Source organism: Methylobacterium sp. D54C, assembly GCF_053345595.1.
Genome location: NZ_JBKFAK010000004.1, coordinates 1 through 23,844, shown reverse-complemented (window position 1 = coordinate 23,844; position 23,844 = coordinate 1). Strand labels below are relative to the sequence as shown.

The following is a 23,844-nucleotide window of genomic DNA, read 5'->3' as shown; positions in this document are numbered from 1 at the left end:
GGAAGGCTCTCGTTGTGGGTGCAGAGGTCGGTCAGCGCATCGCCACCGAGGCGGCGACACGGTCGGCCCTGTCCAGGGCGTCGGGGCGACCGGCATCGGCGAAGCCCAGCACCCGCAAGTAGCGCTGGCCGTCGAAGACCATCGTCTGCGTCACGCCGAGGGCACGGCCGCTCTTGGTGTCGGTCCCGGTGCCGCGCAGCCGCACGACGACCGCCTCGCCGCGACTGGACCGCGCCTCGTCCGTGACGTTCACGTCGGCGAAGTCCTTCTGCGCGGCGAACAGCCGGCGGGCGACCGCGACCTCCGCGCCCGCCGGGACCGGCGCCTGACCGAGCGAGGGCGCGACGACGATCACCGGCTGCTCGCGCTCGGGATCGACGTCCTTGGGTCCCTCGGTGAGGAGGAGGCTGTTACCCGCGAAGACCGCGGTCGGCCGGTAGCCCGCCATGTCGCCGACCGTGTAGGGCAGCGCCGCGACCTGATCGGTCAGGCTCGCTTTCGCGCGGAACGCGATCGTGCGGAGGGCGGCCTCGACGGAAGCGGCGGGCACCTGCCGGGCCGCCTTCTCGGGGACCTGCACGGTGACGAGCCCGGTCCCGGGGGCGCCGCGCACGACGGCGACCCATTTCGCGTAAGTGAGGCCGTTGGCCGGCTGGGTGCCGCGCAGGACGAAGCCCTCCCCGCCCGCGACCGGCAGGGGCTCGGCCCCGCCCTTCACCCGGAAGCCCGTGGCGGCCAGCGCCTCGGGGGTGAATCGGCCGTTGATCTGGTCCCAGGCCTCCGGCGGCATCTCCACCAGGATGATCGACGCGCCGGCCGGATGCTCGAAACCGGCGAAGCGCCGGCTCACGCTCATCCCGGCCGGCGGCGTCAGGCCGAGGGCGCCGGCGCCCGGAAAGACCGGGTCGGCCCGGGCCTCGCGGGCCGGGCCCGCGATCGCCAGGGGCGCGAAGACCAGTCCGGCCAGGATGACGCGCCGCGCCGGGCGTTGCGGGACAAGATGGGAGAGGGCGCCGCGCAGGCGCTCGCGAACCGACATGGTCAACCTTCAGGGAACGGTGGGACGACGAGGCGGGGAAGGCGAGGTTCGGCTACCGCGTCGCCACGCGGCTGATGACGAAGGTGTTGCCTGAGAACTGGACCTGACCCGGCGCGCTCATGTGCTCCAGCATCAGGCGCAGGTTCCGGCCGAGCCGGGCGGAATCCGAGCGGGTCTCGTACCAGTACTCGGTGCTGGCCCCGCTCGCGCGCACCGGACGGTGGTGCTCGTAGCAGCGGAAGGCCGCCATGTACTCCTCGGCCGCCTGGACCTCCTGGGCCGAGAAGCCGCTCAGACGGACGACGTAGGCGCTGGGCAAACCCCCGCAGCCCTCGCCGCCGGGCGCCGCCGCCACGGCGCCGCCGACCGGAGCGGCGTCGGGGGGCGCGGCGCCGGCATCGGCACCGCGGCGGGGCGCGATGACGCCGTCGAGCTTCGCGGTGAGCGCGGCCGCGAGGTCGGCGGCCACCGTCTTCGCCTCGGCGCCGACCCGCTCGAGCAGGCACTCGCGGTCGCACCCCTGGGGCAGGGGCGGCAACTGGAGCCCGGCCACCTCGAACGAGCCGAGCGACTGACCGGTGCGGACGTTGAGGAGGCGGCCGGGGATACGGATCTCCGGCCGGACGATATCCGAGTAGGCGGATTTCGACGCCGACGCGTAGATCTGGAACACCGCCACCACGTCGAGCGGCGGATTCTGGACCGCGCGGGCGACCTCGATCAGCTCGGCATCCCGCCGGCGCACCCGGTTGGCTTGGGTGAACCCCATCGCGACGGCGGTCTCGTCGTAGACGTTGTAGCCGCGCAGATTCATGGTCTCGGACAGTTCGTGAATCACCCGCTGGAAGATGCGGTTGCCGCGGGGCACCGCGTCCTCGTCGGCGTCCTCGCCCATCACGACGACGTTGGGCTTGGTCTGCGCCCGGGCCGGTGCCGCGTAGGCGGATCCGAGCGCCAGGACGGCGAGGCAGGTGGCGCGGAACGCGGTGGTGCGGAACGCGGTGGTGCGGACGAGGGGCATCGGGATCCTCCAGGACATCGCGGGTCTCTCCGTCTTCGGACCGTCGGTGAGGCGAGTTGGCGTCATTCGGTGCAGGGACGCGGGGTCGGCGCCGCGCGGAAATCGTCGAGGTCGAGATCTGTCCGCAGGCGCGGATCGGCCAAGTCGGTGCAAGTGCGATCCGCGACCGGCAGGACGAAGCGCAGGGTACCGCTGCGGGCCGGCGCGATCAGGCTGACCTCCACCCTGCGGTTCACCCGTGACAGGGGTGCGTCGGGATCCTTCGGCCGCGCGGGTCCCCAGCCGTGGACGCGCAGGCGCTCCGGCGCGATGCCGTAGGTCTCGACGAGATGCGCCTTCACGGCCCGGGCCCGGGCCAGGGAGAGGCGGCGGTTGTAGGCGCGGCCGCCGGCGGCGTCGGTGTGGCCGGCGATCAGGAATCCGTGGCCCGCGAGCGGCTCGGCGCGCAGGGCCTCGCCGAGCGGTTCGAGCTGGATGCGCGCTTCGGGGGTCAGGCGCGCGCTGTCGTAGGCGAAGAACACGGTAAGATCGATCGACCGGGCGGGAACGACGCGGACCGCCGGGCCGCCGTCGTCGGGGCTGACCGCCAGCGGCCGCGCGGGCGCTCCCGGATTGCCGTCGGCGAACGGCGCGAGCGACCGGATGATCGCGGTGGCGCTCGGATTCGCGGCCCGCGCCTCCTCGGCCTCCACCCGCTCCGCGGCCGGGTCCCACGGCGGGGGCGCTTCGTCCGGCTGCGCTGCCCGGGCACCCGGCACCTCGGTGAGCGGGTTCGCCCGGGCGGGCGCGACCAGCGCGAGGGCGAGGCCGACGGCGAGCAACAGTCCGGAGCGGCCGAGGCGCGCCCGCGCGGCGCGCGGTAGATCGTGGGTCCGCATCGCTTCCCCTCTTCGTGTCCCGGGCCTTGCTGCGGCCCCTCTCTCCCCGTTCCTGGTCGACCCAGAGCGATTTTCGTCGCCCGCCGTCGCGATTCTCGCGACGGCGCTCAGCGTCCCCGCAGGATGGCGTTCATCCCGGCCGGATCGAGCGGTCCGTCGGTCGCCGGCTTGGGCTGCGGTGCCGGCACGGATGCGGGCGCGACCGGCTTGGCCCCCGGATCGGCGGCGGCGACCGGGCGCCCCTGGGCCGCCGCGATCCGCGCGAGCGTCGGGCTCCGGCCCAGGATGGCGGAGAGCCGGGTCGCGCTGTTGAAGCTCGTCGGATCCTTCGGATCGAGGCCGCCCTCCTTGTGGAGCGCGATGCCGGCCACGGAGGCGTCGAACATCAGCGACCCGGACGAGCCGCCGAGCGTGTCGCAGCGGTGGCGCAGGTCCGGGCCCTCCGCTTGGTCCTTCACGGCGAAGCAGCGGAAGCGGCTCATCACCTTCGGACGTCCGAGGGGATGGTGGATGACCAGCATCGAGCGGTTGGCCGTGACCGGCTCGCCCGAGAGCCGCGCGGCGCCGTAAGTCGCCGTCGGATTGCCCGCCACGCGGGCGAGGGCGAAGTCGAGGAGGGCATCGAACTCGACGGGTTTCGGGTCGATCTCGAAGCGGCGGGAGCCGTTCCCGTCGAGAGTCAGGTAATCCATCAGGATCGACGCCTTGACCGGGCGCAGGTCGCCCGACTGCGGCAGGCAATGATGGTTGGTCAGCACGTAGTCGCCGGTCAGGAGCGTCCCCGTGCAGGAGGCACCGACCTGCTGCCCGGTGCGGCCGTTCTGGAGCACGATGTCGACGCGCCCGATCGGCCGGGCGAGGGCCGCGAGGCCGTCCTTCGGGTCGAGCTCGCTCACGGGCTCGAAGGCACCCTTGTTCTGGTCGACATAGGCGGCCGCGTCGCCGGTCGTCTGGCGCAGGGGCAGCTGCGCCCGGCCGTAATCGGCGGGATCGAAGCCGACGCTCTGCGCCCGCGCGGCATCGCCGCGGCCGAGCACGATCAGCGCGCAGGCCGTTCCCAGAAGGAGAGGGCCTCTCCGGCGCATCGCGATCATCCTCTCCCTCCTCTCGGTCCGCGGATCGGGCCCGCGCTCGCGGGCTCGATCGACAGCATTCGCAACACGCCGGATTCTCATCAGCGCGCCAGGGTGTGGACCAGGCGGCCGGCAACCGCGCCGGTTCCGGCTTCCGGAACGGCCTGGACCGTGTAGACGAGGTTCTGCCGCGCGCCCTCGCGCAGGAAATAGCCGAGCGCGCCGTCCGCCAGCCGGACGGCCGGGAGGGCGGCGTCGCGCAGTTCCGGCCCGACCTGCACGCGCAGGCCCGGCTCCGCTCCGATGGCGAGCCCGCACAGGTCCGGCGTGAGGCGGCTCGCGGCCAGGTGATCGCCCGACTCCGCCGGTACCGGGCGCCGCTCGGGCGGGTCGGCTCCGAAGGCGACGCGGCGGCAGGAGGACCCCGCCGGGGCGCGCAGCTCGGAGACGTGGATCGGCGACGCGATTCGGACTTCGATGCTGGGGGGAGGGGTGGCGGGACCGGCCGGCGCGTCGGGGCGCGGCTCACTGACGGGATCGGGCCGCGTGGCCCCGAGAGCGAGCACACCGGCGAGGCCGGCCGCCGCGACGGTGCCGGCCGGCAATGCGAGACGCCACCATCGCCGCGCCGGCGGCGTCTCGGCCCTCTCCGGAGGCCGCGGCGCCGTCAATGCGGCCAAGGCTGCGGGCACGCTGTGCGACGGCAAGATCCGCACGTTCCGGTCCATGCCGCGGAAGACGGCCTCGGCCTGCGCGCGCTCCGGCCCGTCCGGCAGGAGGACCGCCAGCGCGGCGTTCGGAGCCTCGGCGATCGTCGCGGCGGAGCGCTCGATCTTGTCGAGGAGCGCGTAGTCGCCGGGCAGCACCGCGAGGTCGAGATCGACCGCGCCGGTCGCCCAGAGGATGAGGTCGGCCTCCTCCGGTGCCGCGGCGAGCGGGTGGCCGCCATCGGCAAGGCCGTGCGCCAGGCAGACCGGAACCTCCCAGGAGCGTCCGGCATCGAAGGAGCCCGACAGCCGCAGCTCGTGGGGCTCCGGAGTCCGGCCCGTCCACCGGGCGAGCGGGCCGGCGGCCCCGCAGAGCCGGGCGTAATCGGCCGACCACGGCAGCGGGCGATAATCGCCGTCCGCGAAGGCGGCCGGGGCCGGAAGGCCGGGGCGCGGCCTGAGCCCGCGCAGCACCAGCGGTCCGCGGGTCGTGGGCACCACGACGAGGATGGCCGGACGCGTCATGCGCGGGCCGGTCTCCCGGACGGGCCGAGACCGGCCTGCCGGCTCGTCCGACGGCTCGTCAAAGCAGGAACACCGCGCAGGCCGGGTCGCGGAGCATCCGGCCCATGAGGGCCGCGCCCGGCACGGTCGGGTCGAGGGCGAGCACCGCCGCGCCCTCGATCGCCGGACCGAGGTCGAGCCGGACCGTCTCGTCGCCGAGCCACGCCTCGATCACCCGCGGCATCTGCCCCGACTCGCCGCGCAGGACGAGGAGCGGAGGCGCGCCGTCCGCGGCCTCGAGGATCTCCAGCGCGAAGGCGCCGACCCGGCGCCGGAGAATCGCGCCGTCCGAGGCGGCCGCGGCGAGCGGCGCGTGGGCGAGCGCCAGGGCGCCGAGCATTGTCCGGTAGCGCCGGGCCGTCGCGGGGTCGCCGCGGATCGCCCGCACCGTCGCGAGGTCGACCGGGCCGTCGGGCGCACGGGTCGCGTGGGCCCAGAGCCCCGCGTGGTCCGGCCGGGCGGTCGTCGCCGCATCGCGCACGAGGGCGCGGGCCGCGTGGATCTCGGCGAGGAGCCGTGCCGCGTCGCTCACGCCGCGGCCTCCCCGGCATAGGCCGCCGCGAACGCGACCGCGAAGATGTCCCGATCCGCCGGGAACAGCGCGTCCAGCGGCCGGTGCCGGGCGAGTCCGTCGAGCGACCGCTCCAGGTCGGCCGCCGCCTCGGCGAGGCGCAGCAGCGCCGGCTCGGCGGCGGCGAACCCGGCCGAGAGCCCCTCCCGATCGTCGAATCCGGCGCGGCGGACGCGGCGCAGGTCGGCCTCGGCGGCCTCCAGCGCGGACCTCACCGCCGCGGGCAGCGCGTCGCGATCGGCGATCCGGAGGGCCGCCGCGATGCGCAGCATCCGGCCGAGATGGGCCGCGAGCAGTCCCGCGCGCGTCCGGAGTTCGGCGTAGCTCTCGGCCTCCAGGCAGGTCGCCCGCTCGGCGATGGCGGCGCCGCCGCCGCCGCGGCGCAGGCGGTTGGCGATGCCCGACTGGACACGGCCGAAGCTCACGGCGCGGAGCGTCGTCAGCGGGCGGGTCCGGTGGTAGGGCTCGAGGCGCAGGAAGTCGGCCAGGTCCTCGCGCTCGGCGCCGGTGAGGATCTTCGGGCCCTCCGGCCAGTCCGCCAGCAGGGTCGCCAGCGCCGCGGCGGGTTCGGCGGTCTCGAGATCGCCCAGGGCCGCGTCCAGCCGCTCCTCCCAGCCCGCGTGGGCGTCGAGGGCGGCGGGCTCCGAGAGGGCGTCGAGGCCTTCGAGGAGGTGGCCGGCCGCCTCGAAGGTCACGAAGTGCTCCGCGACGGTGCGGAAGCCCGGCCGCTCGCCTGTCGCCATCTCGGCGCGCCAGAAATCGAGGATGTCGTCGTCCGCGACGGACCGGCGGCCGCCCAGGAAGGCCAGGAGTGCCCGGAAGCGCCGCTCCAGCGGCGCCAGCGGCAGGTGGGCGTTCCGGTAGGCGGCGAGATGCCGGGCTAGCCGCTTGGTCAGGATCGCCGCGCTTTCCGCGTCGGGCGCGGCGGCGAGCTCGTCGAGCCAGCCCGCGACGGTCGCGAACTGGGCCAGGTCCTCCGCGGTGAGCACGAACTCGGCCAGCGCGAGGAGCCGGGCGAGCCCGGCCCAGCCGGTGGACCAGGCGGTGCCGAGCACGGGGCCGCGGTCGTCGACGGCCGGGCCGCCGCCGAAGTGGGCCGCGAGGGCGGCCGGTCGCGCGAGGCCGGGGTCCAGGGCGAGGGTGATGAGATCGCGCCCGTCGCGGGCCCCGGCCGCCTCGGCCAGCGCGGCGAGGGCGTGGGCGAGGTCCCACAGGGGCTTATCGCGGTTCGGGCGCACGGCACCCGTGACCACGCGGGCGAGCCAGGCACGGTCGGCGCGGGAGAGATCGCGGCCGTCGCCGACATTGGCGAGGTCGGCCGCGCAGCGCTCATCGTATCCGCCCGTCATGCGCCTCCCGGTCGCGGGCTGCCACGCAACCCCTTGTGATCGTTCGATTCGCCTTATGGTTACCTCGCGACCGGCCATCCGTCGACCTCCGGCGGCCATCCGGGCGCCACCCGTCTGCTCTGGGCGGCCCAGACGCGGTTCTGATCCCGTCGCGCTCTGGCTCAGCGCACCACGACGCGCGCGGCGGCCTCGGTGACCCCGGGCGTGGCCCGGATCCGGTCGAGGAGGTCCAGCACGTCCGGGGGCTGCAGGAGACGCGCCTCGCCGTCGGCGCCCGGCGCCGCCGCCAGCCACCGCGCGGCGAGCTCCGGCGGCAGGCCGCCCGGCACGCCGAAGCAGGCGAACAGGTTCTCGAAGGGCTCCCCCGCGACGATCTCGTCGAGGCCGTAGCCCCGCGGATAGCGCCGCGAGTCTCCCGGCTTGAGGGCCAGCTGCGAGGCCGGGTTGTCGCGCACCGGCAGGGCGACGAAGGCGGTCTCGTCGGCCGCGACCACCCAGCAGTACAGGTTCTGCGCGACGCGGGACTCGATGCGCATCTCCAGGCGTTGACCGGCCGCGAACGGCGTGGCGGCGGCCGCCACCGAGAGGCGGCCGGCATCCGTGCGCGCGGTGGCGGCGAGGTGGTCCAGGAACGGCCGCGGGACGGGATCGCAGCCGAGCCCCTCCGTCGCGATCCGGCGTCGCCCCGTCGGGGCCAGGACGGCGCCGTCGCGCCGGAACTCGACCTCCATCCAGGATTGCCGGTCGTGGTCCGTGCGGAAGCGGCCGCGCGCGGTGACGGTGCCGGCGCAGGCGGTGCCGGGCGGCCGGCGGCGCACGTCGAGGCGCGCGCCGCGGAGCACCCGATTGGCCGAGCGGGCCTCCGCGTCGAGGGCGATGACGAGGCGGTCCGTGAGGGCGCCGGCGCAGGTGGAATGGCCGCCTTCCGCCACGAACGGGCAGACCTCGACGGCGCCGGCATTCGGTGCGGCCTGCGCGAACGCCTTCACCGCACCGTCCATGACCGCGTCGACGTCGGCGACGCCGGCGCCGACATGGATCGGCACGACCAGAGGGTCGCTCGTCGCCTTGCAGGCGGCGCTCTGCGTCACGGCCTGGAGCCGGACGGAGGCGGTCTCGCCGGCTCGGCGGGGCTCGACCAGGAACACGGCCGCGTCCCCCGCGAAGGCGGACCGGATCTGCGCCTCGGCCTCCGCGCCCGAGAGGCCCGTCGTGCCCTCGCGCAGGGCCTTGATCCGCACGACGTCGGCCGCCGCCGCCAGCCTGACCCGGCCGGTCGCCTGGAGCCGCGTCTCGACGGCGAGGCGCACTTCCTCGGACTGCTCGCGCGACAGGGCCGTCTGGCCGGGCTCGACGCCGACGACCGCGAGCGTCAGGTCCGGCCGGCCGGCGCAGGCCGCCACCGCGTCGAGGAACGGTGCCAGCGCCTGCGTCGCGGGGTCGGCGCGCGCCGCCGCCGGGGCGAGCAGCAGCGCGGCGAGGAGGAGGCGCCTCATTCGGTCTCGTTCGCCCGGGCGTACTGATCGAGGGCGCGGACGAAGACCGGATTGAACCGCCCGTCCAGGGCACCGGTGTAGTAATCCGCGTCCTTGATGGCGCGCTGCACCGAGCGGATCGTCTCGGGCTTGAGCTTCTGAGCGGCGGTGTCGGTCGCCGAGACGGAGGCGGCGCCGAGTTCCCCGTGCTTCAGCGCGCGCAGGACCATGTCGGCCGAGCGCACGCCGGGGAAATACCGCCCGAAGCCGTTGTCGATCAGCGTCGCCATCGTGGCCATCGCCACCGGGTCGCCCCGGTCCGCCGCCTGCCGGAAGAGGTCGAAGCCCTGCCTCAGGTCCTTCGGGAAGCCGTAGGCGCCCGTCGCGTAGTGCGGCACGAGCTTGCTGATCGACGCGACGTCGCCCCCGGCCACGGCGCGGCGATACAGGGCGACCGCCTGCGCCTCGTCCTTCGGGATGCCGTTGCCGTACTCAAGCATCCGGGCGGCGTTCGCCAGCGCCACGACGTTCCCGCCTTCGCCCGCCTGCCGGTAGAGGCGGAACGCCTCGGCCTGCTGGCGCTTCACGCCCTGGCCGTTCTCGTAGAGGGCGGCGAGATTGTTCAGCGCCGAGATGCTCCCGGCCTTGGCGGCGCGGTCGTAGGCGGCGAAGGCCTCCTTGTAGCGGTCGGCCCGGTCGTAGGCGCGGCCGAGCTGGTAGGAGAGCCGGCGCAGGTCCGGATAGGCGGCCGCGGCCCCGCGGCAGGCGTCGATCGCGGCGGCGGGCTCGATCCGGCCGAGCTTCACGCCCGCGACCCCGCTCGGACGGTCGGGATCGTCCGTGCCGGCGGCGAGCTCGTCGCAGCGCTTGACGCGCGGATCGGCGCTCGGGTTCTTGCCGCCGAGATAGCCCTCGGCGAGGCTGCGATAGGCGCAGATCTCGCCGCAGGAATCGAGATAGGCCTGATATTGCCGCTGGGTCCCGAACTTGGCCCAGTTCTCCTGGTCGATCGCCGCCGCGTCCCGACGCCGCCCGGCCAGGAGCCTGTCCATGGCCTGAGGCCGGTACAGGCAGGTCTCGCCGCAGGTGCCGATATAGGCCTCGAAGCCCTCCCGGGTGCCGAGCGCTTCGGCCCGCCGCCAGGCCGCCTCGTCCCGGATGGCCTCGACCCCCTTCGCGACGGCCGCCACCGGCAGGGAGGCCTTGAGCACGATCGGGGCCTCGTCGATCTCGGGTACCTGCTCGCGGCCCGACGCGCGGCGGGCCGCGTCCTCCACCTCGCGGCGGAGGTAGCGCTTCAGCTCCGTCCACTGCACGAGCCCGTCGCCGTCGCCCTGATGGTCGCGCGCGTCGGCGAGGCCCGACACGCCCATCAGGAACCGGCTGGTCAGCAGGCCGAGCTTGTTCGCCTCGTCCCAGTTGGCCGGTGTCGCGCCCGATGTCGCCACCAGCCGGACGATGCCGCCCTCCGTCTTCGGCCGGGCGGGGGCGAAGCCGGGCGCGGACACCGCCAGCAGGCTCTCGCCCTTGCGGCCGGTCTCGCCGGTGAAGCAGGCATCGACCATCACGACGAGCTGGTGGTCGGCGCCGATCTTGCGCTTCACGAGCTCGAGGTTGCGGTACAGGGTCTCCAGCGCGTACCCGCTCTCGCCCTGGTTCGGGTTGCCGTCCTCGGGCAGCAGGAACGGCTGCTTGGTGGCGAGATCCGGGACGCCGTGGCCGGAATAGTACACGAAGACGTTCGAGCGGCCCTCGCGCACGCTGCGCCAGAGGCGGCCGGATTGCGGGTTCCGCTCGGTGCCGAAGACCTGGTTGAACTCGTTGAGGGTCGCGTCCTTCAGGAGGAAGACGTTGCTCTCGCGGTAGCCCAGGCGCTCGATCAGGTAGGCGCGGATCGCCTCGGCATCGTTGTGCGCGTAGTCGACAGGCACGGTCTGCTTGTAGCTGCGGTTCCCGATCACAACCGCCACGGCGTCGGCATTGTCGGCGAAGGCTGCCGGATCCGGGGCAGCCCTGGCCGGCGCGAGCGGGGCGAGGCAGGTCATCCCGAGCAGGATGATCGCGGTGCGGGCGGCCCGCCGCAGCGCGGATACCGGGTTGGCTCTCGGCAAGCGCGTCCTCCTGTCCGGGTCGCGGCCCGGTTTCATCGTCCTCGGAGCGGGGCGCGCCCGGTCGGCACGCGCGACAGGGGTATCCGTTGGAGGATCGGGAAACAATCTCACGGTGTGAGCGCGGCCGGTCGAGGCGGGCTCCGCGACGATGCGGATGACATCGGGGGCCAGGTGCCGGTGCGGGGAGCGGGCATCTCAGCCCCAGCCGAGATACGCGACGATCAGGCTGAGGGCGGCGAGGTGGAGCGGCGAGAGGGCGGTCAGCATGGTCTCGCTCCTCACGGCAGGTAGAGACCGCGGCCGCAGCGGCGCGCGCGCCGCGCCTCGAAGTAGCCGGTGTAGCGATTGTAGACCTCGACCGTGCGGTAGACGCAGTAACGGCCGGAGTTGCGGCCGTTGTAATAGACGCCGCCGTTGTCGAGATCGACGCCGAGGAACTCTTGGTTCCCGTGCTGCGGCGCGGCCTCCTGGGCGAGGGCGGGACCCGCGGCGCAGAGAAGGCTGGCGGTGAGGACGAGGATCTTGGTCTTGGTCATCTCGGGTCTCCCTGATCTGGCGGTGGATCGTCCGCCTCGACAGGGGCATGGGCCGGCCAGACGCAGTTTCGTGCGGACGGCGCGGCGTGCCGCGAAAAATTTCTTCCGGCAGGCGCGGCCGAAATGGCGTCGGTCGTCCGGTAACCGCCCGACGGCGGCGATGCCCCTCGCCATTGACGGCAGGGTCACCCCGATCAGCCTTGACCCACAGGACCGTCGGCGCGCTCCGATCGAGAGCGACGCGGGCACTGCGTTCGGCCCAGAACACGCGACGCGACGGCGTCGAATGCTCATCATCCGCCGCAAGCCATCCCGGCTTACTGAACCGGTAACACTATTTCTCACGATTCGTTGACCCGGGATCGGAGAGGGGTCAATACAGTGTCCACTGATCACTGAGAGCCTATGCGATGGACGACGAATACTGTTAGGTGCTTCTCTTCATCTGAGAGGTGTTCATGAAATCTCTCGTGGTGGCACCGGCTGCGCGCGTGGCGGACCGGATCGTGCTCCCGACCGCCTGAGGGTGGACAGTCTCTCGCCGCCGAACGCCCGAATCCGGTCCACCACGCCTGCGCAACCGTGCGAGGACTGCAGAGCTGTTCTCGACGCCGATGCGGATCGCGCGCGGTGTCGACTCGGAAACGACATCTCCCGGGGCCGACATGTGCCAGGTGTTTCAGCATCCTCCGCGCTCAGCTTGCCTGACCGTCCGTCCTCAGGCCCCTCACACCCGATCGGTCTCGGCTCTCCTCGGCGTCGGGATCGTGAGCGCGGCCTTGCTCGGCCCGGTGATGTCGGCGCGGGCCGACGATGGGCCGAGCTACGGCGATGACCGACGCGGCATCTTCCTGCCCTTCCTCAACGCGCCGCGACCCGGCGACGCCATCACGAAGTCCCCGCGCCTCGGCCTGTCGTTCGGCGGCGAGCCTCGTCCGGTGCTCGTTGATACCGGTTCGACCGGCATCGTGGTCTCAGCCGCTCGGATTCCCGACAACGAGAGCCTGCCGAGCGAGCCCGGACGGCTGACCTACTCGAGTTCCGGCCGGATCATGGTCGGACGCTGGGTGCGCGTCCCGGTTTCCATCGTCGGCCGCGATGGAGCGAGCGTGGTCACGCAGCCCATCCGGGTCCTCGCCGTCGACCGGATCGACTGCACCGCGCGCGCCCGCAGCTGCACGCCCGAGGTGGCGCCGGCCCACGTGGCGATGATGGGGATCGGTTTCGGCCGCGAGGACGACAGCCAGACGCAGAGCACGCCGGACACCAATCCGCTCCTCAACGCGGAGCCGCCGGGACCCGGTTCGGTGCACCGCGGCTACGTGCTGACCCGACGCGGCGTGCATGTCGGCTTGACGCGCGCCAACACGCGCGGCCGCTACCGCTTCGTGAAGCTCGACCCGCACCCGCACGTGCCGGGCGACTGGCTCGGCGTTCCCGTCTGCATCACCGTCGACGCCCGTGAGCCCGCCGCCTGCGGCCGAGCGCTCCTCGATACCGGTGTCACCGGCATGTTCCTGACGCTGCCGCCGTCCCAGGTCGCCGACAGCCTCCGGGCCGATGCGGGCGATCACGCCGTGCTCCGCCCGGGAACGCGTCTCGGCTTCCAGTTCGGCGACGCGGCCGGCTACGCGATCGATGTCGGCGACCGAGCCGCGCCGCTCGCTCCCGAACGCATCGTCCTCAACACGATGCGCCCGCAGCCCTTCGTCAACACGGGGCTGCACGTCCTGAACGGCTTCGACGTCCTCTACGACGCCGACCGCGGCTATTACGGCTTCCGGGCCCGCGACGCGCAGCCGGCGTCCGACGACCCGTGATCTGCGCATCGGCCGCCGTGTCGTCCGCCCTCTCCCGCACCGAGTCCGCCATGCTGCGCAACGCCTTTCTCGCTGCCGTGATCCTCGTCCCGACCGCCGGATACGCTGCGGAGGTCGATTGCGGCGCCTCCGCGAACCAGATGGACGCCAACACCTGCACGGCCCAGGAATTCGACCGGGCCGATGCGGAGCTGAACCGCCGCTACGCGACCCTGCGCAGCAAGCTCGACGAGAACGGCCGACGCAATCTGGTCGCCGCCGAGCGCGCCTGGATCGCCTTCCGCGATTCCGAGTGCAACCTGCGGACAGGCTTCAACACGCTGACGCCCGACGACAACGGAAGCATCGCCCCGATGCTCCTGGGCGCGTGCAAGATCACGCTGACGCGCCAGCGGATCCAGGACCTGGCAGCCCAGATCAAGTGCCCGGGCGGCGACCTGTCGTGCTCGCCCTGACTGCCTCCCGTCTTTCCCAACAACCCGCCTGAGCGAGCTGCCATGATCATCGTCACGACCGAGAACATTCCGAACTACCACGTGCGCGAGGTCCGCGGCCCCTGCTTCGGCGCCGTGGTGCACAGCCGCGGTGCGGTGGGCAATTTCACCGCCGGACTGCGCAGCATCATGGGCGGCGAGATCAGCGAGTACAGCCAGCTGATCGAGCAGGCGCGGTCGCAGGCGATCGACCGCATGGCGCAGAACGCGGCGCAACTCGGCGCCAACGCCGTCGTCATGATGCGTTTCGATACCGCGGACACCGACCAGTCGATGATGGGCGTCGTCGCCTACGGCACCGCCGTGGTCGTCGAGGCACGCTGAGGTCGCGGCCCGGGCCGCGTTCCGCTCCGACCCGCCGTCACCCGCCGCGCGCAGGACCCCGCAGCCGGGTCGATGCGACGCGCGAACCGGATCCCAAAGCCATGAGTCACAAGCGCCCACGCCTGCTGCAGGCCTCGGCCCCCGTCCTTGCCGGGCTGCTCGCCTGCCTCGCCGTGCCGACGACCGCCGGAGCCGACCAGCCGTCCGCGAAACTGTGTCTGACCGAGACCTCCACGCCGGGCACGACGGCGTGCATGACCCGCGCCCTGCAGGAGGCCGACGCGAAGCTCAACGCGGCCTACAGGAAGGCGATGTCGGTGATCGATCACGACGAACGCACGCCGGACCCCGACGCCAGGGCGCTCTGGAAGACGCGGCTCGAGCGGGCGCAGCGGGCCTGGATCGCCTTCCGGGACGCTGATTGCGGCGACCTGACCGACAGCGAGTGGGCCAACGGGAGCGGCGCGAACGCGGCGCTGCCCGCCTGCCTCTACGACAAGACCGTCCAGAGGACGGACGACCTGCTGAGCCGCTACCCGCTGCATTGAGAAGCGGCGCGGCATCGTCAACAGCTCGTCGCGATCCGGTGGACACTTCGGTTCCGCCGGAAGCTCCTGCGGCCCCGATGCAGTCCTCGTCCGCCTGCGGACGGGCGGCCGTCCGGCGCCCGATCTCACCCCGCTTCGATGGGACCGGGAGGACGCGGCGCCGGCGGCTCGGCCGGCGGGTCCCCGTCGGGCGGTGCGGGCTCTGGCAGCGGATCGTCGATGGGAGGCAGCGGGTCGTCCCCGGGACGCGGCGTATCCGACGACATGGTGCGGTGTCCTGTCCGAATCTTCGGGCGGTCGGGGACGTAACGCGCGTCGGTCCGGTCGGATGCGGCCTCGTCAGCCGAAGGTCAGCGCCGACCGTTCCCGGAGCGCCTTGCGCAGCGCCCGGCTGAGGTCGGCCACCGAGTAGGGCTTGTGAAGGAGCTCGAAGCCGTCGGTGCCCTCCGACGCCAGCACGTGGCTGTAGCCGGAGGTGAGGACGACGGGCAGGTAGGGACGACGGCGCCTGATCTCCCGGGCCAGATCGACACCGTTCATGCCCGGCATCACCACGTCGGAGAAGACGATCTCGATCTCCTGGCCGCTCGCCTCGATCGTGGCGATGGCCGCCTGCGCGTCCTTCACCCAGACAGCCCTGTAGCCGAGTTCCACGAGGGCTTGCCGGGCGAAGGCGCCGACCTCCTCGTTGTCCTCCACCACGAGGACGGGCGTGCCGTGACCCTCGGCGAGCGGCTCCGGCTCGTCCGGCACGCCCTCCTGGACCTCCGCCTGGTGGGACCGCGGCAGGAACAGCGTGAAGGTGGTCCCGACGCCGACGACGCTGTCGACCGCGACGTCACCGCCCGACTGCTTGGCGAAGCCGAACACCTGGCTGAGGCCGAGGCCGGTGCCGTGGCCGACGCCCTTCGTCGTGAAGAACGGCTCGAAGATGCGTTCGAGGAGGTCCGCTTCGATGCCCGAGCCGGTATCCGAAACCGACACGGCCACGAAATCGCCGGGCACGGCCGGATGCGCCCGCAGCGCCGGGATGCGGTCCGCACGCCGCACCTTGATCACGAGGCGGCCCTCGCCCTGCATGGCATCGCGGGCGTTCACAACGAGGTTGACGAGGGCCGTGTCGAACTGGCTGGGGTCGGCATCGACGTGGCAGCGCAGCCTGCGGCCGTCCGCGTCCGTGCCGGCATCTGTGTCGGTCGCGACGTGGATGCGCGCGCCGGTCAATGTGCCGACCATGTCGGCGATGGCGGCCACCGACTGCACCACGTCGAAGATCGACGGTCGGAGTGCCTGCCGGCGCGCGAAGGCCAGCAACTGGCTGGTCAATCTGGCGGCGCGGTCGACCGTGTCGGCGATGGCGTCGACGTAGCGGCCCCGCCGATCCTCGCTGAGGCCCGGTCGCTTCAACAGATCGGTCGACGACTTGATGACGGTCAGCAGGTTGTTGAAGTCGTGCGCCACGCCGCCGGTGAGCTGCCCGACGGCCTCCATCTTCTGCGACTGACGCAGCTGCTCCTCGAGGGCGCGGCGCTCCGTGACGTCGCGCCCTGTCGCGTGGAACCGGTCCCCGCGCGCGATGGCGTTCCAGGCGATCCAACGGTACGCGCCGTCGGCGGTCCGGAACCGGACGTCGAGGTCCGACAGCGTGTGGCCGGTCCGCAGCGTCTCGAACGCGCTGGCCGCGGTCTCGCCGTCGTCCGGATGGATCAGGGTATCGATGCGGATGCCGACCAAGCTGCCGGCCGGCCACCCGAGCAGCTCCGTCCAGGCCGGGTTGACCGCCTGGCAGGTTCCGTCGAGGGCGCAGACCACGAGAAGATCGCGGCTCGTCCGCCAGACCAGGTCATGCTCGATCTTCCGGTCGCGCGTCCGGGCCTCCCGCCGCTCCTCGTCCGCCTGCCGGGCCGCCGGATCCTCGAGAAGGATCGCGACGCGGTACTGCGTCCCGCTACCGGTCCGCATCGCGCGGACATCGAGGATGGGCCCCGTTCGCGACAGGGCTCCCTTGAACCGGGCGCTGTGCCCGGATCGCGCCACGTCACCGAGGGTGTCGAACCAGCGTCGGGCGTGGTCCGGCTCGAGCGCGCTCATCCAGCGTCCCGCCGCGGCGCCGAGGCCGGACTGATCCTCGAAGGCGGCGTTGGTCTCCACCACGCGGTAATCCGCGGCCCTGCCATCCCCGTCGAAGCGCAGCTCGACGATGCAGAAGCCCACCGCGTCGTCCGCCCCGGCATGCCGCGGCGCGATGGTCCGCTCGACAGCCTGCGCCTCGCGCTGCCGGAAGCGGGTGAGGTCGAGCTGACTGCCGAAGAAGAACAGCAACTCGCCGAGCGGTCCGAAGACGGGGCTGATGTAGAGTTCGTTGACGAAGGTGCTGCCGTCGCGCCGATAGTTCAGCAGCTCGACCACCACGTCGCGCCGCGCGGCGATGGCATCGCGGATGCGGGCGACATCGGCCGGATCCGTCGCGGGCCCCTGGAGGAAGCGACAATTGCGCCCGATCAGCTCCCCCGCCGAGTAGCCGGAGAGTTCCAGGAAGGCGCGGTTGGCGAAGACGATCGGGTTGTCGGGCAGGTTCGGATCGGTGACGATCATCGCCATCCGAGTCTTGTCGGCGGCGGTGAACAGAAGATCGGAGCGGGCGGTGCCGACTCCGGCCAGAGTGGTTGTCGGGGCGGTGACCGGGGCCTGTGACGCGCGCAGGCGCGCGTTCTCCTCAACCAGCGCGCGCTCGCGCCGACGCAGCCGCTCGACCTCCCCCCGAAGATCTTCGATGCTCATGGCCCGGTCTTATCCGGAGCCGCCGCCGCGTCCAACCGCAACCGGCACGCGGATGCGAGAAGGGGGTGTGGCCTCTGGTCCCGACAGTGCCGGCGTCGGCCACCGGGCGTTCGGATCCTGCGATGCCGGAAGGGGGCGGGTCCGCCGGTTCCTGACCCGCGATGACCGGCGCTGCGTCCACGGGAATCCGGGGGACAGCGGCGGGCTGCGGGCGGACGTGCCGCCGGGACCGGTCTCTCGCGTTCCGGCCGGATCAGGGCTCGGGACCCCGCGAACGCGAACGGCCGGAGTTCGACTCCGGCCGCTCGGTCGACGCGGTGCGTGTCGCTTACCGCAGGAGCTGGAGGACGCCCTGCTGGGCGGAGTTGGCCAGCGACAGGGCCGAGATGCCCATCGACTGGCGGGTCGACAGCGCCTGCGAGTTGGCCGCCTCCTGGTTTAGGTCGGCGTTCGTCAGGTTGGCCGAGCCCGTCTGCAGCACGTTGATCAGCTGCTTGGAGAAGTCCTGGCGGTTCTGAACCACCGACAGGTTCGAGCCCAGCGTGCTCGCCGCGGAGTTCAGGGCCGCGCCGGCCGTGGTCAGGACCGCCAGGGTCTTGTTGACATCGGCGTTCAGCAGGAAGTTGCCGAGGCCGTTCTGGCTGGTCGAGCTGTTCGAGTTGGTGATCGACGACAGGCCCAGGCCGCTGGAGGTCGCGTCGACCGAGGCGACGTTCAGGTTCGAGCTGCCGGTGTCGTTGAACTTGATGTTCATGTCATTGCCCTTGCCGGCAATGAGGTTGACGCCGTTGTAGCTGGCGTCGCTGGCGAGCTGCGTGATCTGGTTGAGCAGGTTGTTGTACTGATTGGCCAGCGAGGCGCGCTGCGTCACGCCCGAGATCGACAGGTCGCTGGACACGACGGTGCTGGCGGCGGTGCCGTAGGTCGAGGCGGTGGTGGCCGAGGCGGTGAAGCCGAGCGCCGTCTGGCTGCCGGAGTTCTGGAATTCCACGTCCGCCTGGGCGTTCAGGACGATCTTGGTGCCGGTGCTGTCGACCGAGAAGATCGCGCCGGCGCCGAAGGCGCCGCTCGACGAGGTCGAGGCCGAGCTGACCGCGGCGTTGAGGGCGGCGACCGTCGCGTTGACGCTCGAGGAGGCGGCGACCGTGGCCGAGACCGAGCTGCCGTTGATGGTCAGGAGCACCGTCTGGGAGGCGGTGCTGGCGCTGTAGGCGTTGGCGGCGGTGCCGGTGGTGGAGAGCTGGGTCGAGAGCGCCTGGTTGGCGATCGACTTGGCCTGGTCCACGAGCTTCTGGATCGAGGTGATGCCCTGGTTGGCGGCCTGGATCGACTGGATGCCGTTGGAGATGCCGTCGAGGAGCGAGTTCAGGCTCGAGGAGCGTCCGTCGAGGGCCTGGGAGGTGAAGAAGTTGGTCGGGTTGTCGAGGGCGGAGTTGACGGTCTTGCCGGTCGCGAGCCGGTTCTGGGTGGTCGCCATCAGCTGGGCGGTGTCCTGCAGCGAGAGCAGGTTCTGGCGCGTCGCGGCCGACAGGGTGATGGAGGACATGGATCGCTATCTTTCCAACCGGAGCAACCCGATTCTCGGGGATGACTAAGAATACCGGTTAGGGTTAAGTCCGGATTAAGCGCGCGAGTATTTTCGCCGCGCCGGTAGCGTTACCGGAAAGTTTACGGCCCGCGCGCGCAAGCCAGTCCCGGACGGCATCGATCAGGGGCGTCCCGACCAGGAGGTCATTGGAGACTTGAAGCGGCGGGAGTCCATCCCGTCCGGCGCGGGCGGATCAGGCGATCCGGCTGCCGCCTCGCGGCGCGACGAATTCTCAGTCCAGCGCGTAGCCGAGCATCCCTTCGGACACGTGACCCTCACAGTCCGGGACGGTCGACACGAAATGATCGCGGCCTCCGGCGATGCAACGGTAGATCAGGTGGCTCCCCGGCCTCTGCGCCTCGTAGACGTAGCCGGTCTGCCCGAGCGGTGTCTGGCCCTCGCATCGCGGGTCGCGGCTGAGGAAGTGGTCCTGTCCTGCCGCGCAGCTCATCAGCATCGCGGTCCCGGGCGCCGGGAGCGTCAACACGGTACCGAGGCTGCGCTCGATCGTGTAGCCCGGCCCGATATAGCCGGTCGTCACCCAGTGGCCGCCGGGCCCGAAGGCGCGCCGCAGGGGAAGGCGGTCGGCGCCCTTCGGCCGCCGCGCCTCGGCGATCCGCCACGTGCCGGGATAGGGGTCACCCCCTGAGAAGAAGACCGTGATGTCCGGCAGGAACGGCGTCAGGAACCCCGCCCCGTCGCGCTGGAAGCCGGGACTGTGGTTCAGGTAGAAGCCCGTGACGTCGGAGTTCAGGTAGCCCAGGGGTGTCCACGCCGCCGGCGCCCCGCTCAGCACCGCCTTCAGGGGCATCCTGAACAGCCCCATCTGGTAGGTTTCCCGGTCGGGATTGCGCCCCGGATCCTTGCAGGCCACCTGCTGGCACACGCGGCCCGGCAACCCGGTGATGACGTAGACCTCGCCGGTCTTGGGATCGTAGGCGAAATCCGAGTTCGGGTTGATGGTCGAGCCGTCGGTCGTGGCGTTGGGGACTCGCGCAGGCGCCCCGAAATGCACACCGTCGGCCGTGTGCCGGACGTAGAGGTCCCCGAAGCCCGGCACCCCCTGCGGCCCGGTGAGATCCGTGGTGAAGACGAACAGGCCGGACCGACCGTCCGAGAAGGTCGCCGGCTGGCCGGTGCCGTAATTGCCCTGCGCGACGACCGGGTTGATCGGCTTGATGACCGGTTCCGGGTAGTCGACCCACGTCACCTTATCGTTCGAGAAGGCGAGGCCGGTCTGGTTGTTGTTCCCGGGCAGGTTGTCGGCGCCCGAATAGTACATCGCGTAGGCGTAGGTCTGCCCGTCCGCCGGGTTGACGAAGCGGCCCCGGATCACGCTGGGATCACAGACGTACTGCCGGTTCCAGGAGTTGGGCGTCGGCTGGAACACGATCCGCGCCGGCGAGAAGCCGGTCTGCGGCGTGTAGGAACGATGGAAGATGACGTCCGTCTTGCCCTGACCGCACCACCAGATGTCGGTGGTCCCGTTCTCGGTGATGACGCTCGGCGCGTAGTTGTAGCCGGCCGGATTGGCCTCGTTGACGAACAGCGGTTGCGCCTCCGGCCCCTTCCAGCCGGCCTCGCCCGCGACCGGGACGGCGAGCACCGCCAGGAGCATCCCGACGCGAGCGCCCTTCCGCGCAACGAGAGCCGGCAGCGTCCTCAATCCCATCGCTCCCACCGGTCCGCTCCTGACTCCGTGATGCCGAGACATTCCGGCGGCGTGCTGACGACCGGAATGTGGCCGTCTGATATCCGGCGGCTCGGACCGGCGGCTCCGATCGTGTCCCGACGCGTCTCCCGCGGACGCGATCACGCGCCCTGCGCGGGCGGGACCGCGCGGCGGCAGACCGGCCGCAGGGCGCGGTCGAGCAGCGATTGCCGCCCGAGGATCATCTCGAAGAAATCGTACTCCCCCGGCCTGAAATTGGCTTTCAGGAACTGGAAGTGCATGTGGAAAGGCTTGAGGCGCAGGCGCTTGTAGTCGTCCTCGGGTATCCTGTCCTTGACCCCGGCGGAACGGATGAGCGGGTTGCAGGCCAGGAAGGCGGGTCGTCCGAATCCGAGATCGAAGATCGGATTGAAGCCGTAGCAGTTGAGCCAATCCTGGGGGGCCTGGTAGTCGCACCAGACGATGCGGTCGCTGAAGACGAGGGTGGCGATGTCGTCGCGCAGCGCGCGGGCCTCGTGCTGGAGCGCCACGAAGGGCAGCCCCGAGCCGAGCGTGACGAGCGACAGGCGCGGATGCCCTCGATCGTCGGTCCCGAGGCGCGCGAGGACCTGCGCGGCGACCTCGACCGCCATGGCTGCGCCGAGGGAATGGCCGACGATCATGACCTCGTCGGGCGCGTCCGCGGGGTTCGCGCGCCAGTGGGCCAGTTCGGCCAGGACACGGTCCCGGAAGGCCGCGACCCGGTCCGCGTAATCCGGCCGCCGACCGGTCGCGTGCTGCCAGAAGAAGATCCGGATGCTCAGGATGTGCCAGAAGAACAGGCGCCCGAGCGCCTTCTTGGCGCCGTACAGGAGCGCGAGCGCCGCGGCCGCGAGAAGCAGCGCCACGCCGACCGTTTCCGTCGGCGCCGACGGGCTCAACGTAGCGTAGATCGCGGTGCCGACCGCGATCAGGAGCGCCGGGGCCACGAAGGCGACGAAGAACGGGAAGGCCGTCAGCACCGTGTAGGGCCATCCGAACCGGGACGTCTTGAAGACCAACCCCTGTGCGAGCCCCGCCGCGACGCTCCGCGCCAGCAGAGCCAGCTTGCGCGACACGGGACGCGCGAGATCCGCATGGACGATATCGCTCCAGATCAGGGTCTCGCAGCGGACCGCCGCACCGTCGCCGTCGGCGGGCGCGTCGACGGTCCAGCTCCGGGTCAGACCATCCGGATCGGTCCGGATCTCCGAGACCGCGCGCGGCATCGCCCCGAACCGGGTCGCGTGACGGTGAAGCTCCCGCTTGAAGAAGGCGGGGAAGCGGATGCCGCTGCGGGCGTCGAATCCGTGAATGAAAAAGACATGTCGCCGCGCCACTGGTGCCGGATGAAGGTCTCTCAACTTGAAGGGCGTGAACGATAAGTAGCCGCGGACCATGTGATCGATCGAGGACGAGAGCACGAGAGGGATTCGTGGCGGTCGACGGCGCCCGCAGGGGCGGCTCCATTGCACCATCGCGGAGGGCTCCACAACAGCGCACCGGCGAATCTGGTTCCGCCACCGGCCAGCATTCATGATCCGGGCGGCATTCCCGGCACTGTCGCCCGGCAACACCGGCGGCGCCGAAAATCCGTTTCGCGCTCGGGAGGGACTGGACTTGGGAAAACTGAGCCTCCTACGGTGCGGGACGCGGGGGCGGTGTTCAAGATTCGTATGGGTTTGTCAGAGGCCGTGAGGGCGCTCCGCAGCGGCGCCCTCCGCCGTCACAGGATCGGCCATATCCAGGCCGTCTTCGACGCTGCGCCGAGCGGCTGCGTGGTGCTCGCCGGCGACTCGCACGCGGCTCACATGCCGCGGCCGGTCGTTTCCCGTCCCGTGCTGAATGCCGGGCTCGCGGGTGCGACGGCCCGCTCCTACCGCCGGGCCCTCGATCTGCTGCGTGCGCCCCTGCCGGCCTTCCTGGCGGTCCTGTTCGTCGGGACCAACGACATCCGCTCGCCGTCGGCGCTCGGGCGATCGGCGACGGTCGATTTCTCCGACCACGCGGATCGCATCGTCGACCGCTTCCAGGCCTTCGCCCTCGACACGCTGGTCTCGGCGCTGCCGCCCACGCCGGCCTCGAGGGTTACCGAGCGCGATCCCGCCGCGGTCGAGGTCTATTCCGATCTCCTCCGCGCCGTCTGCGCACGCCGGGGGGTCTCGTTCTTCGACCCGTTCGCGGCGCTGCGCGGAGCGCGCTTCGGTCTCGCCGAGGACGAGGCCTTCGTCGAAGGGACGCATCTGCGGGATTACGCGGCCGTCGCCGCGCGCGTCGCCGGCCAGATCCGCGACCGGTACGGTCTCGATCATTATCTGGAGCGCCCGCTCCCGGGCTTCGATGAGGCCTATTACAGGAGCTGGTACGCCGACACGTGCCAGTATCCCCACGGTCCGGCGCGACACTACCTCGATCTCGGCTGGCGCGAGGGCCGTGACCCGAGCGGGCATTTCAGCACCGACGGGTATCTCGACGCGAACCCGGATGTTCGCGTGGCCGGCGTCAACCCGCTCGTCCACTTCCTGGAGGTCGGCTTCGCTCAGGGACGGACCGGCTGGCAGAAGGCGCGCACGCATCCCACGCGCTATCGCGGCGTCGACCCGGACACCTGAGGGCAGCGCCGCGGGCCGGCAGCGCGCACGCCATCGTGACCGCCGCCGCCGCGAAGCTGACGCAGGACGGTGTACGCATGTGATCATGCGCCTCCTCCTCGCCGTCCCACTCCTCGTCCTCATCGCCACCGGAGCGTCGGCCGGAGAGCCGCTCCTCGACGGACCCGTCGTCGCCGGCGGCTTCGGGATGGGCGGGTCGGACTATTACGGCGACGTTCACAGCCGGATGCCGTTCACCGGCGAGGCACCGCCGCGACCGGTCGGGATGGCCGACATCGTGCGCGTCCGGGCAGCCCGCGCGCGCGCCGCGACCGCGTCCCGGCGACAGGCGCCGCACCGGCCGGCGCATCGCGGCTGAGTGTCTCCGGCCTCCGCCGATCCGGACCAGCCGGACAAGGAGAGTGCGGTCCGAACGATCGGGCCGTAGCCGTAGGAGGACGGTCGGAGCGGCGGATCAGTTCCGGTATCGTTCGGCCAGGGCCATGAGGGCCTGGGCGAGCTCGGTGAGGTTGGCGGAGGCGGCCTCGACCTGCCGGGTGCCGGCCGCGGTCTGCTGGCTGGCCTGGCGGATGTTCTGCAATGCCCCCATCACCTGCTCGATGCCCAGCTGCTGCTGGTTGGTCGAGGCCACGATCTGCTGGAACGTCTGCACGTTCTCCTCCA

At 71.8% G+C, this 23,844-nt stretch carries 20 protein-coding genes and 1 pseudogene; 6 read left to right on the top strand and 15 right to left on the bottom strand.

Features of this window, described 5'->3' with window-relative positions; genetic code table 11:
• Positions 1–31 precede the first annotated feature (31 nt).
• The 10 genes from ACLBYB_RS11415 to ACLBYB_RS11370 form a co-directional block, all read right to left on the bottom strand.
• On the bottom strand, positions 32–1,039 hold the full coding sequence (locus tag ACLBYB_RS11415) for a hypothetical protein (RefSeq protein ID WP_447698826.1): 1,008 nt from the start codon (positions 1,037–1,039) through the stop codon (positions 32–34).
• Positions 1,040–1,091: 52 nt separating this feature from the next.
• A complete protein-coding gene (locus ACLBYB_RS11410; RefSeq protein WP_447698825.1) occupies positions 1,092–2,078 on the bottom strand; it encodes a hypothetical protein in 987 nt (328 codons plus the stop codon).
• A 44-nt stretch (positions 2,079–2,122) separates the two neighbouring features.
• Positions 2,123–2,938 (bottom strand): OmpA family protein, encoded by an 816-nt coding sequence (locus ACLBYB_RS11405; protein WP_447698824.1) that lies wholly within the window; start codon positions 2,936–2,938, stop codon positions 2,123–2,125.
• A gap of 107 nt (positions 2,939–3,045) precedes the next feature.
• Positions 3,046–4,032 carry a trypsin-like serine peptidase gene (locus tag ACLBYB_RS11400; protein WP_447698823.1) on the bottom strand — a complete coding sequence of 329 codons (987 nt, stop codon included), beginning with the start codon at positions 4,030–4,032 and terminating at the stop codon, positions 3,046–3,048.
• A gap of 80 nt (positions 4,033–4,112) precedes the next feature.
• The gene (locus ACLBYB_RS11395; protein ID WP_447698822.1) at positions 4,113–5,243 is read right to left on the bottom strand and encodes a hypothetical protein; all 1,131 of its coding nucleotides are present in this window, start codon (positions 5,241–5,243) and stop codon (positions 4,113–4,115) included.
• 58 nt (positions 5,244–5,301) lie between these two features.
• Positions 5,302–5,814, bottom strand: coding sequence for a hypothetical protein (locus ACLBYB_RS11390; RefSeq protein ID WP_447698821.1), 513 nt, complete (start codon positions 5,812–5,814; stop codon positions 5,302–5,304).
• Positions 5,811–7,202, bottom strand: coding sequence for a hypothetical protein (locus ACLBYB_RS11385; protein WP_447698820.1), 1,392 nt, complete (start codon positions 7,200–7,202; stop codon positions 5,811–5,813). Before ACLBYB_RS11385 ends, ACLBYB_RS11390 begins: the two co-directional genes overlap by 4 nt.
• A 161-nt stretch (positions 7,203–7,363) precedes the next feature.
• Positions 7,364–8,698: a hypothetical protein gene (locus tag ACLBYB_RS11380; protein ID WP_447698819.1), complete on the bottom strand. Its 1,335-nt coding sequence runs from the start codon at positions 8,696–8,698 to the stop codon at positions 7,364–7,366.
• Positions 8,695–10,788 carry a caspase family protein gene (locus ACLBYB_RS11375; RefSeq protein WP_447698818.1) on the bottom strand — a complete coding sequence of 698 codons (2,094 nt, stop codon included), beginning with the start codon at positions 10,786–10,788 and terminating at the stop codon, positions 8,695–8,697. Before ACLBYB_RS11375 ends, ACLBYB_RS11380 begins: the two co-directional genes overlap by 4 nt.
• 278 nt (positions 10,789–11,066) lie before the next feature.
• Positions 11,067–11,324 (bottom strand): hypothetical protein, encoded by a 258-nt coding sequence (locus tag ACLBYB_RS11370; RefSeq protein WP_132366510.1) that lies wholly within the window; start codon positions 11,322–11,324, stop codon positions 11,067–11,069.
• Positions 11,325–12,091: 767 nt separating this feature from the next.
• Here ACLBYB_RS11370 and ACLBYB_RS11365 point away from each other — a divergent pair.
• From ACLBYB_RS11365 to ACLBYB_RS11350, 4 genes are all read left to right on the top strand, one after another.
• On the top strand, positions 12,092–13,144 hold the full coding sequence (locus tag ACLBYB_RS11365; RefSeq protein ID WP_447698817.1) for a hypothetical protein: 1,053 nt from the start codon (positions 12,092–12,094) through the stop codon (positions 13,142–13,144).
• Between the two features lie 50 nt (positions 13,145–13,194).
• Positions 13,195–13,599 carry a lysozyme inhibitor LprI family protein gene (locus ACLBYB_RS11360; RefSeq protein WP_447698816.1) on the top strand — a complete coding sequence of 135 codons (405 nt, stop codon included), beginning with the start codon at positions 13,195–13,197 and terminating at the stop codon, positions 13,597–13,599.
• Between the two features lie 42 nt (positions 13,600–13,641).
• Positions 13,642–13,962 carry a YbjQ family protein gene (locus tag ACLBYB_RS11355; RefSeq protein ID WP_020094546.1) on the top strand — a complete coding sequence of 107 codons (321 nt, stop codon included), beginning with the start codon at positions 13,642–13,644 and terminating at the stop codon, positions 13,960–13,962.
• A 101-nt stretch (positions 13,963–14,063) separates the two neighbouring features.
• On the top strand, positions 14,064–14,510 hold the full coding sequence (locus ACLBYB_RS11350; RefSeq protein ID WP_447698815.1) for a lysozyme inhibitor LprI family protein: 447 nt from the start codon (positions 14,064–14,066) through the stop codon (positions 14,508–14,510).
• 339 nt (positions 14,511–14,849) lie between these two features.
• On the opposite strand, the gene ACLBYB_RS11345 is transcribed toward ACLBYB_RS11350, so the two are convergent.
• From ACLBYB_RS11345 to ACLBYB_RS11330, 4 genes are all read right to left on the bottom strand, one after another.
• The gene (locus tag ACLBYB_RS11345) at positions 14,850–17,291 is read right to left on the bottom strand and encodes a PAS domain S-box protein (protein ID WP_447698814.1); all 2,442 of its coding nucleotides are present in this window, start codon (positions 17,289–17,291) and stop codon (positions 14,850–14,852) included.
• A gap of 328 nt (positions 17,292–17,619) precedes the next feature.
• Positions 17,620–18,837, bottom strand: a complete 1,218-nt coding sequence (locus ACLBYB_RS11340) for a flagellin N-terminal helical domain-containing protein (protein WP_447698813.1) — start codon at positions 18,835–18,837, stop codon at positions 17,620–17,622.
• A gap of 274 nt (positions 18,838–19,111) precedes the next feature.
• The gene (locus tag ACLBYB_RS11335) at positions 19,112–20,551 is read right to left on the bottom strand and encodes a hypothetical protein (protein ID WP_447698812.1); all 1,440 of its coding nucleotides are present in this window, start codon (positions 20,549–20,551) and stop codon (positions 19,112–19,114) included.
• 140 nt (positions 20,552–20,691) lie between these two features.
• On the bottom strand, positions 20,692–21,798 hold the full coding sequence (locus tag ACLBYB_RS11330) for a lipase family protein (RefSeq protein ID WP_447698811.1): 1,107 nt from the start codon (positions 21,796–21,798) through the stop codon (positions 20,692–20,694).
• Between the two features lie 447 nt (positions 21,799–22,245).
• On the opposite strand from ACLBYB_RS11330, the gene ACLBYB_RS11325 reads away from it, so the two are divergent.
• A complete protein-coding gene (locus ACLBYB_RS11325; protein ID WP_447698810.1) occupies positions 22,246–23,181 on the top strand; it encodes an SGNH/GDSL hydrolase family protein in 936 nt (311 codons plus the stop codon).
• Between the two features lie 85 nt (positions 23,182–23,266).
• The gene (locus ACLBYB_RS11320; protein ID WP_042672101.1) at positions 23,267–23,539 is read left to right on the top strand and encodes a hypothetical protein; all 273 of its coding nucleotides are present in this window, start codon (positions 23,267–23,269) and stop codon (positions 23,537–23,539) included.
• Between the two features lie 96 nt (positions 23,540–23,635).
• Here ACLBYB_RS11320 and ACLBYB_RS11315 read toward each other — a convergent pair.
• A pseudogene (locus tag ACLBYB_RS11315) lies at positions 23,636–23,844 on the bottom strand (methyl-accepting chemotaxis protein); the annotation flags it as partial.

Coding starts and splice junctions, on each gene's coding strand:
- ACLBYB_RS11330 (WP_447698811.1), bottom strand. CDS start 21,798: ATGCCGCGCGCGGTCTCGGAGATCCGGACCGATCCGGATGGTCTGACC.
- ACLBYB_RS11360 (WP_447698816.1), top strand. CDS start 13,195: ATGCTGCGCAACGCCTTTCTCGCTGCCGTGATCCTCGTCCCGACCGCC.
- ACLBYB_RS11385 (WP_447698820.1), bottom strand. CDS start 7,202: ATGACGGGCGGATACGATGAGCGCTGCGCGGCCGACCTCGCCAATGTC.
- ACLBYB_RS11380 (WP_447698819.1), bottom strand. CDS start 8,698: ATGAGGCGCCTCCTCCTCGCCGCGCTGCTGCTCGCCCCGGCGGCGGCG.
- ACLBYB_RS11340 (WP_447698813.1), bottom strand. CDS start 18,837: ATGTCCTCCATCACCCTGTCGGCCGCGACGCGCCAGAACCTGCTCTCG.
- ACLBYB_RS11345 (WP_447698814.1), bottom strand. CDS start 17,291: ATGAGCATCGAAGATCTTCGGGGGGAGGTCGAGCGGCTGCGTCGGCGC.
- ACLBYB_RS11335 (WP_447698812.1), bottom strand. CDS start 20,551: ATGGGATTGAGGACGCTGCCGGCTCTCGTTGCGCGGAAGGGCGCTCGC.
- ACLBYB_RS11395 (WP_447698822.1), bottom strand. CDS start 5,243: ATGACGCGTCCGGCCATCCTCGTCGTGGTGCCCACGACCCGCGGACCG.
- ACLBYB_RS11370 (WP_132366510.1), bottom strand. CDS start 11,324: ATGACCAAGACCAAGATCCTCGTCCTCACCGCCAGCCTTCTCTGCGCC.
- ACLBYB_RS11400 (WP_447698823.1), bottom strand. CDS start 4,032: ATGATCGCGATGCGCCGGAGAGGCCCTCTCCTTCTGGGAACGGCCTGC.
- ACLBYB_RS11350 (WP_447698815.1), top strand. CDS start 14,064: ATGAGTCACAAGCGCCCACGCCTGCTGCAGGCCTCGGCCCCCGTCCTT.
- ACLBYB_RS11320 (WP_042672101.1), top strand. CDS start 23,267: ATGCGCCTCCTCCTCGCCGTCCCACTCCTCGTCCTCATCGCCACCGGA.
- ACLBYB_RS11355 (WP_020094546.1), top strand. CDS start 13,642: ATGATCATCGTCACGACCGAGAACATTCCGAACTACCACGTGCGCGAG.
- ACLBYB_RS11325 (WP_447698810.1), top strand. CDS start 22,246: ATGGGTTTGTCAGAGGCCGTGAGGGCGCTCCGCAGCGGCGCCCTCCGC.
- ACLBYB_RS11410 (WP_447698825.1), bottom strand. CDS start 2,078: ATGTCCTGGAGGATCCCGATGCCCCTCGTCCGCACCACCGCGTTCCGC.
- ACLBYB_RS11405 (WP_447698824.1), bottom strand. CDS start 2,938: ATGCGGACCCACGATCTACCGCGCGCCGCGCGGGCGCGCCTCGGCCGC.
- ACLBYB_RS11415 (WP_447698826.1), bottom strand. CDS start 1,039: ATGTCGGTTCGCGAGCGCCTGCGCGGCGCCCTCTCCCATCTTGTCCCG.